The 7,304-nt window shown below is 38.1% G+C and carries 7 protein-coding genes; 6 read left to right on the top strand and 1 reads right to left on the bottom strand.

Going from position 1 to position 7,304, the window contains the following annotated elements; all coding sequences use genetic code 11:
- Positions 1-134 precede the first annotated feature (134 nt).
- The 6 genes from AC1DPQ_RS12365 to murA all read left to right on the top strand — a co-directional run bounded on the left by AC1DPQ_RS12365 (position 135) and on the right by murA (position 6,799).
- Entirely contained in the window at positions 135-1,811 is a 1,677-nt protein-coding gene (locus AC1DPQ_RS12365) for a helix-hairpin-helix domain-containing protein (protein WP_477609505.1), read from the top strand.
- 130 nt (positions 1,812-1,941) lie between these two features.
- Positions 1,942-2,544, top strand: a complete 603-nt coding sequence (locus tag AC1DPQ_RS12360) for a DUF4254 domain-containing protein (protein WP_477579227.1) — start codon at positions 1,942-1,944, stop codon at positions 2,542-2,544.
- A 109-nt stretch (positions 2,545-2,653) separates the two neighbouring features.
- On the top strand, positions 2,654-3,685 hold the full coding sequence (locus AC1DPQ_RS12355; RefSeq protein ID WP_477579229.1) for a glycosyltransferase family 9 protein: 1,032 nt from the start codon (positions 2,654-2,656) through the stop codon (positions 3,683-3,685).
- Positions 3,678-4,175 carry a SixA phosphatase family protein gene (locus AC1DPQ_RS12350; protein WP_477579231.1) on the top strand — a complete coding sequence of 166 codons (498 nt, stop codon included), beginning with the start codon at positions 3,678-3,680 and terminating at the stop codon, positions 4,173-4,175. Before AC1DPQ_RS12355 ends, AC1DPQ_RS12350 begins: the two co-directional genes overlap by 8 nt.
- Before the next feature lie 504 nt (positions 4,176-4,679).
- A complete protein-coding gene (locus AC1DPQ_RS12345) occupies positions 4,680-5,372 on the top strand; it encodes a DUF4290 domain-containing protein (protein ID WP_477609503.1) in 693 nt (230 codons plus the stop codon).
- Positions 5,373-5,473: 101 nt separating this feature from the next.
- Positions 5,474-6,799: a UDP-N-acetylglucosamine 1-carboxyvinyltransferase gene (gene murA / locus AC1DPQ_RS12340; RefSeq protein WP_477579233.1), complete on the top strand. Its 1,326-nt coding sequence runs from the start codon at positions 5,474-5,476 to the stop codon at positions 6,797-6,799.
- A 196-nt stretch (positions 6,800-6,995) separates the two neighbouring features.
- Here the strand turns inward: murA and AC1DPQ_RS12335 are convergent.
- The coding region (locus tag AC1DPQ_RS12335) for a CBS domain-containing protein (protein ID WP_477609501.1) at positions 6,996-7,304 on the bottom strand (309 nt) is incomplete at its 5' end.

Below are 7,304 nucleotides of genomic sequence, written 5' to 3'. Positions count from 1 at the left end.
GCTACACTTATACTTAATCCCAAGAGGGCGAATTTTATAGATTTCATGATTGTAAAACAACAATTAATAAAATTGTGTTTTAATTTTATGAGTACAAGAAGGATTTGAGGCATTATTTCCTAATTTTACCCCTTATGGAAAACAAGACCATCGCCCGTACCTTACGCCTTCTATCGCAGCTTATGGAACTGCACGAAGAAAATCCCTTCAAAATTAAATCTGTTACAAATGCCTATTTTAAGGTAGATAAATTACCCTTTGCTTTAAAGGATAAACCTTTAGATGAGCTGGATAAAATTGAAGGTATTGGTAAAGGACTGGCTTCCAAAATCATTGAACTTCTCCAAACAGGAGAATTAAAAGAACTTAACGAAATTCGAGAGAAAACACCCGAAGGTGTAGTAGAGATGCTGGCCATAAAGGGCATCGGACCAAAAAAGATATTCATTATCTGGCGTACCTTAGGTATAGAAAGTATAGGTGAATTGTATTATGCCTGTAACGAAAACCGCTTAATTGAAGCCAAAGGTTTCGGTTTAAAAACCCAGGAAGAAATTAAGAATGCGATCGAATTTAAACTCGCGGCCAACGGACGGTTTTTATACGCCCAGGTTGAAGGTTTTGCCAAAACTTTATTTACACAGCTTGCGGATTGGACTGGAAAAATTGACAACAGTGCACTTTTGGGCTTCGCTGGTCAGTACCGCCGCGCCTGTGAGATTATCGATGAACTGGAAATTGTGATCGGTACAGCACAAATTGATACCCTTAAACAAAACTTGCCTGCTTTCGAAGCACTTTCTTTGATTGAAGCAGAAAATGCTTTCATCTGCACCACTGAAGCAGGTTTTAGAGTAAAAATTCATTTGGCAGAAAAAACTGATTTTTATTTGCAATGGTTCAGGTTAACTGGAAATACGGAGCATGTAGAAAAGGTTTTAGCATTGGCGGGTGAAGGCCCTTTTGCAAAGGAGGAAGAAATTTATAGCAAAGCAGGTTTATCTTTTATCGAGCCTGAGCTTCGTGAAGATTTTGACGAAATTGAGCTCGCGAAGGTAAATAAACTTCCAACTTTAATTCAGTACGAAGATTTAAAGGGCAGTTTGCACAACCACTCTACCTGGAGCGATGGCGTACACACCCTGGAGCAAATGGCTGTATATTGTAAAGAAAACTTAAATCTTCAGTATTTAGGGATATGCGATCACTCTRAAACCGCTGTTTATGCAAAAGGTTTAAACGAGCAACGTGTTTTTGGTCAACACCAGGAAATTGACGAACTAAATAAAAAACTCGCTCCCTTTAAAATCTTCAAAGGTATTGAGAGCGACATTTTAAGTGATGGCTCATTGGATTATTCGGATGATATTTTAAAAACATTCGATTTTGTAGTGGCTTCTGTGCACAGCAATTTACGTATGGACGAAGCAAAAGCCACCGCACGTTTGCTAAAAGCTATTGAAAATCCATATACCACCATTTTAGGGCATCCAACAGGCCGTTTATTGTTAAGCAGAGCCGGATACCCGATAGATTATAAAAAGATTATTGATGCCTGTGCAGCAAACAAAGTGGTGATCGAAATTAATGCCAATCCTTTACGTTTGGATTTAGATTGGCGCTGGCACCGTTACGCTTYAGAAAAAGGGGTGTTGCTTTCAGTAAATCCTGATGCCCACAGAACCGAAGGTTTCCATGATATGCATTATGGTATACTGGTTGCCCGCAAAGGTGGTTTAAGTGCCGACAAATGTTTAAATTCTTTTTCTTTGGAAGAAATAACTGCGTATTTTAACAGTAGAAGGGTTTAGGGTTTAGGAAAAACAGGCCCTAAGTCATCTTATTTTAAATCTCACGAATAAATCGGTGTAATCTTAAAATCTGTGCAATCAACCCGCCAGGAAAAAATCAATCTATTCAATCTTTTAATATCTTTGCCCAATGATAAGTGAAATTGCCAACCGCATATTTAATCAAGTAATTACAGACTACCATAAGTTTGATGATATTGACCACCCGGTTGAAAACCCATATGATGCCGAAAGTTTAGAGCATCTCTTTTATGTTAAGAACTGGATCGATACGGCACAATGGCATATGGAAGATGTGGTGCGTAACCCTCAGATTGATCCTGTTGAAGGTTTGAGCTGGAAAAGACGCATTGATGCACAAAACCAGGTGCGTACCGATATGGTTGAGTTTATTGATGGTTATTTTTTAAATCTTTATCAGGGAATTTCGGCTTTACCAGATGCAAAAATCAATACAGAAAGCCCTGCATGGGCGATAGACAGGCTTTCCATCCTTGCACTGAAAATTTACCACATGCAGGAAGAAGCTGAACGTGAAAGTGCCTCGGTTGAGCACCGTGCACAATGCCAGACGAAATTAAATGTATTGTTATCACAACGTGAGGATCTTTCAACCAGTATTGATGAATTATTGGCAGATATTGAGGCGGGTAAAAAATACATGAAAGTATACAAGCAAATGAAAATGTACAACGATCCGAGTTTAAATCCGGTGTTGTATAATAAAGGTTAAAGACTAAAGCTGAAAGGCTAAAGCGAAAAGTAAAGATTAATCATGCTAAAAGACACGAAGAACACTAAGAAAAACTTGGTGCTTTTGTGTCTTTGTGGTAAATAAAAACATGGCCTCAACCCAAAAAATTATTGTTTTACGCTTTTCGGCAATGGGCGATGTGGCCATGGCAGCCTCTGTTTTACACGAATTTTCAGAGCAGAACCCCAACATAGAGATTATCATGGTGAGCAGGCCTGCTTTTAAGCCATTTTTTGATCGCATTCCGAACCTGATCTTCCACCCTATCCAACCTAAAACGGTCCATAAAGGAATTGATGGTTTATACAAACTCTATCAGGAACTCCGCAGCTATAAACCAAACGCAATAGCCGACCTGCACGATAACTTGAGGAGCAGGGCAATTTCTACTTTCTTCCGTTTAACGGGCACAAAGATTAGGCGGATAGATAAAGGAAGAGCAGAGAAAAAGAGATTAACACGTAACAATAACAAAGTTTTTAAACCCCTCAGAAAAACAGTAGAACGTTATGCTGATGTTTTCCGCGAATTGGGATTTGCGGTTAAACTCAGTTATAAACTAGATAAATCTCCGCAGGCAATTCCAGCAAATGCACAAAACTTATTTGCCAATAAAACCACAAAAAAAATAGGCATCTCCCCTTTTGCGCAACATGTTTATAAAATATATGCTTTAGAAAAAATGGAGGAGGTAATTGCCTTGTTAAGCGGATTAGGTTATGAGCTTTTCATATTTGGTGGTGGTAAAACAGAACAAACAACTGCCGAAAACTGGGCGAAAACATATAAAAACGTTCATAATTTAATCGGTAACTTTAACTTAACGGAAGAGCTTGCCATTATTTCAAACTTGGATTTAATGTTAAGTATGGATTCATCCGGTATGCATATGGCATCGCTTGTTGGTGTGCCTGTAATTTCAGTTTGGGGACCAACACATCCATATGCTGGTTTTTTGGGTTATGGGCAATTGGAAAGGGACTGTATCCAGATTGATCATCCTAGCAGGCCAAATTCTATTTATGGAAACAAACCCTGCCTTTGCGGTGTTGAAAACTGTATAGACTTAATTAAGCCTGAAACAATTGTAGATAAAATTAAAGAGAAATTAAATGGCTAAGCAATTACTTTTGGTTCGTCACGGCAAATCGGATTGGGGAAATTTAGATTTAAAAGATTTCGACCGACCGCTAAACAAACGTGGCAAAGAAAATGCGCCAGAAATGGCTGAAAGATTGATTAATAAAGGCTTCAAATTAGATCTGATTGTAAGTAGTCCGGCGAAAAGAGCCAAATCTACCGCAAAATATTTCGCCGAGGCTTACAATATTGACCAGATCCAGTTCGAAGAATCTATTTACGAGGCCAATACCACAGCTCTACTTAAAGTGGTTAACGGGCTGAATAATGGTGCAGACCACGTAGTAATGTTTGGTCATAACCCTAGTTTTACAGATTTTGCAAACCAATTATGCGATGCCGATATTTATAACATTCCAACTGCAGGTATGGTATTAATTTCTTTTCCTTTTGATTCGTGGCAAATGGTAAGCAAAGGAACAGGAGAATTGGTATTTTTTGATTACCCGAAGAATAGTGATGAAGTTTAAGGCTTTTTACCATTAAGGGATTAAGAACATTAAGAGATATTGAAGTACCTTAAATAGTCCTCGTTTGTAGCGAGGATTAAAGAAGTCTGCATTTTTAATGCGTAATGGAAAACAAAAAAATGGCGATAAAATCGCCTTTCTCTTTCATCCTCGTTACAAACGAGGACGATAACGAATTTACACGGAAAAGGTTCCCATAAAGCGCAAGCTTTTGTTAAATAAACCCGGTAGAAGCGGCAGCTCCCGATCCTTTATCGGGGCTATAGCGAATAACGGGACTGAAGACGCCAAGAACTACCGAGCGAACATTTCCAAAAAAATATCGCATCAATTTAAAATATCTCAAATCAGGTATGAATATCACAAATCAAATAATTTTATTACCTTTGAATATATAAAAACGAAAATCTGGCAATAGACATTTCGGTGAATTCATAACCTAAACTCTTCTGGTTATTTCATAATTCGTATCGCCAGAAAATTTATCCATTAATTTATCTGAACATGAGTTTTGACTATAATACTACGCGTAGCCATTTAATTTTATCGGAATATGGCCGTAACGTACAAAATATGGTGAAGTATATCTGCGAATTACCCACCATTGAAGAACGTAATAAATATGCCCAGGCGGTTATCGACCTGATGGGTTTTTTGCAACCACATTTACGTGATGTTGCCGATTTTAAGCATAAACTTTGGGATCACCTGCACATTATTTCTGGCTACCAGATTGATGTAGACAGTCCTTATCCTAAACCATTAATTGAGAATGCTTACATTAAACCAGAGCCCCTGGCCTATCCTCAACAAAGAATTACCTACAAACACTATGGTAAAACGGTTGAGAATTTAATTGAAAAAGCCATGCGTGAAGAAAATGCCGAAATTAAAAAGGCAATGGTTCAAAGTATCGCAAATTTTATGAAAATGGCTTATGTTACCTGGAATAAAGATAATGTGAGTGATGATACCATTATTAAGGACTTAAAGTACCTTTCTGGCGGATTGTTATCACTTGATGAAGGTGTTAACCTGGCCAAGGTGGAATTTAGAGCGCAAAACCCTCGCCAAAGTAATAACAACAACAATAACCGGGGCAGAAGCAACAATAATAACAACAACGGAAAAAACCGTCAAAATAACAACAATAATAACCGTCAACGCAACAACAACAACAATAAACCTAAATATTAATAACCATGCGTCATTCTGAACTTGATTCAGAATCTCTGGAATAGATGCTGATCCCGAAGTTTCGGGACAGCATGACGACCGGGTTAGCAAAAGAAAAATATATGAACGCATTTGAAATAACAGGCGGAATTAAATTAAAAGGCGAAATTACCCCTCAGGGAGCCAAAAACGAGGCTTTACAGATTTTATCGGCTGTATTGCTTACTGAAAAGAAAGTAACCATCAGTAATATTCCCGACATTAAGGATGTTAACAAACTGATTGAATTGCTTGGCGATTTAGGTGTTACCATTGAGCGCATCAATAAAGACACTTATACCTTTGAAGCTAAAAATATTGATTTGAATTTCTTTGAATCTGATACTTTTAAAGCTAAAGGTGGTGGTTTACGTGGTTCGATTATGATTGTTGGGCCATTGTTGGCACGTTTTGGTAAAGCAGCAATCCCAAAACCAGGTGGTGATAAAATCGGTCGTAGAAGACTAGACACACACTTTATAGGTTTCGAAAAATTAGGTGCAAAATTCGTTTACGACAGCAAAAAAGCTTTCTTTAATGTAGATGCAACCAATTTACAGGGCGCTTATATTTTGTTGGATGAAGCATCGGTAACTGGAACGGCAAACATTGTAATGGCGGCTGTTTTAGCAAAAGGCACTACAACTATATACAATGCTGCCTGCGAACCCTATTTACAGCAACTCTGCAAAATGCTTAACCGCATGGGGGCAAAAATATCGGGCATTGGCTCTAACTTGTTAACCATTGAAGGTGTTAGCGTTTTAGGTGGGACTGAGCACAGAATGTTGCCGGATATGATCGAAATTGGCTCTTTTATTGGTATGGCTGCAATGACAGAGTCGGAAATTACCATTAAAGATGTTTGTTATGATGAACTGGGTGTAATACCGGAGGTTTTCAGAAAACTGGGCATTAAATTAGAGCGCCGCGGCGATGATATTTATGTCCCTTCTCAAAAACATTACGAAATCGATACTTTTATAGATGGTTCAATTTTAACCATTGCGGATTCTCCTTGGCCAGGTTTTACACCTGATTTATTGAGCATTGTGCTGGTTGTGGCTACACAGGCAAAAGGAAACGTTTTAATCCACCAAAAAATGTTCGAAAGCCGTTTATTCTTCGTGGATAAATTGATCGATATGGGTGCTCAAATCATCTTATGCGACCCACACCGCGCAACCGTTAATGGTATTGATAAAAAATATAAACTTCGTGGAATCAGCATGACTTCTCCTGACATTAGAGCTGGAGTTTCATTGTTAATTGCAGCTTTATCTGCTGAAGGCAAATCGACCATTTACAACATCGAACAGATTGAACGTGGCTATCAGGATATCGACACTCGTTTACGTGCCTTAGGTGCGCAGATTAAACGTGTAAATGCTGATGCACCGAGTCATTAAGGTAGAAGCAGAAAGACTAAAGCTTAAAGCGAAAATAGCATAAATAAAAAACGCTCGAGTAAAATTTTACTCGGGCGTTTTTTATTTGGTCACTTTTAAGGGGAATCGTCATACTGAATTTATTTCAGCATCTATCTTGTCTTAAGACCCTGAAATAAATTCAGGGTGACGACCTCGGAATACTCCATCTTAGCTCCTACCCTGATATCGCATTAATAATATCATACTGGGTAATGATCTCGATCTTACCTGATTCATCTTCTACCAATACGGCTGAGTTTTCTTTATTGATCAATGAAGAAATTTTATCAATTGAGGTGTTTAAATCAACAAAAGGGAAAGTAGCCGTCATAATTTCTGAAATCGGCGCAGATTTTAAACCTGGATTTTCAAGTAATGCACTTAAAATATCACTCTCTGCAATTTTACCTACAATCATTCCTTGTTGCGTTACCGGAATTTGAGAGATATTCATCGATTTAATGGTATTGATGGCCTCAAGCAC

Source organism: Pedobacter sp. 01T416_2 (genome assembly GCF_056398925.1).
This window is presented reverse-complemented; position numbering and strand designations above follow the sequence as displayed.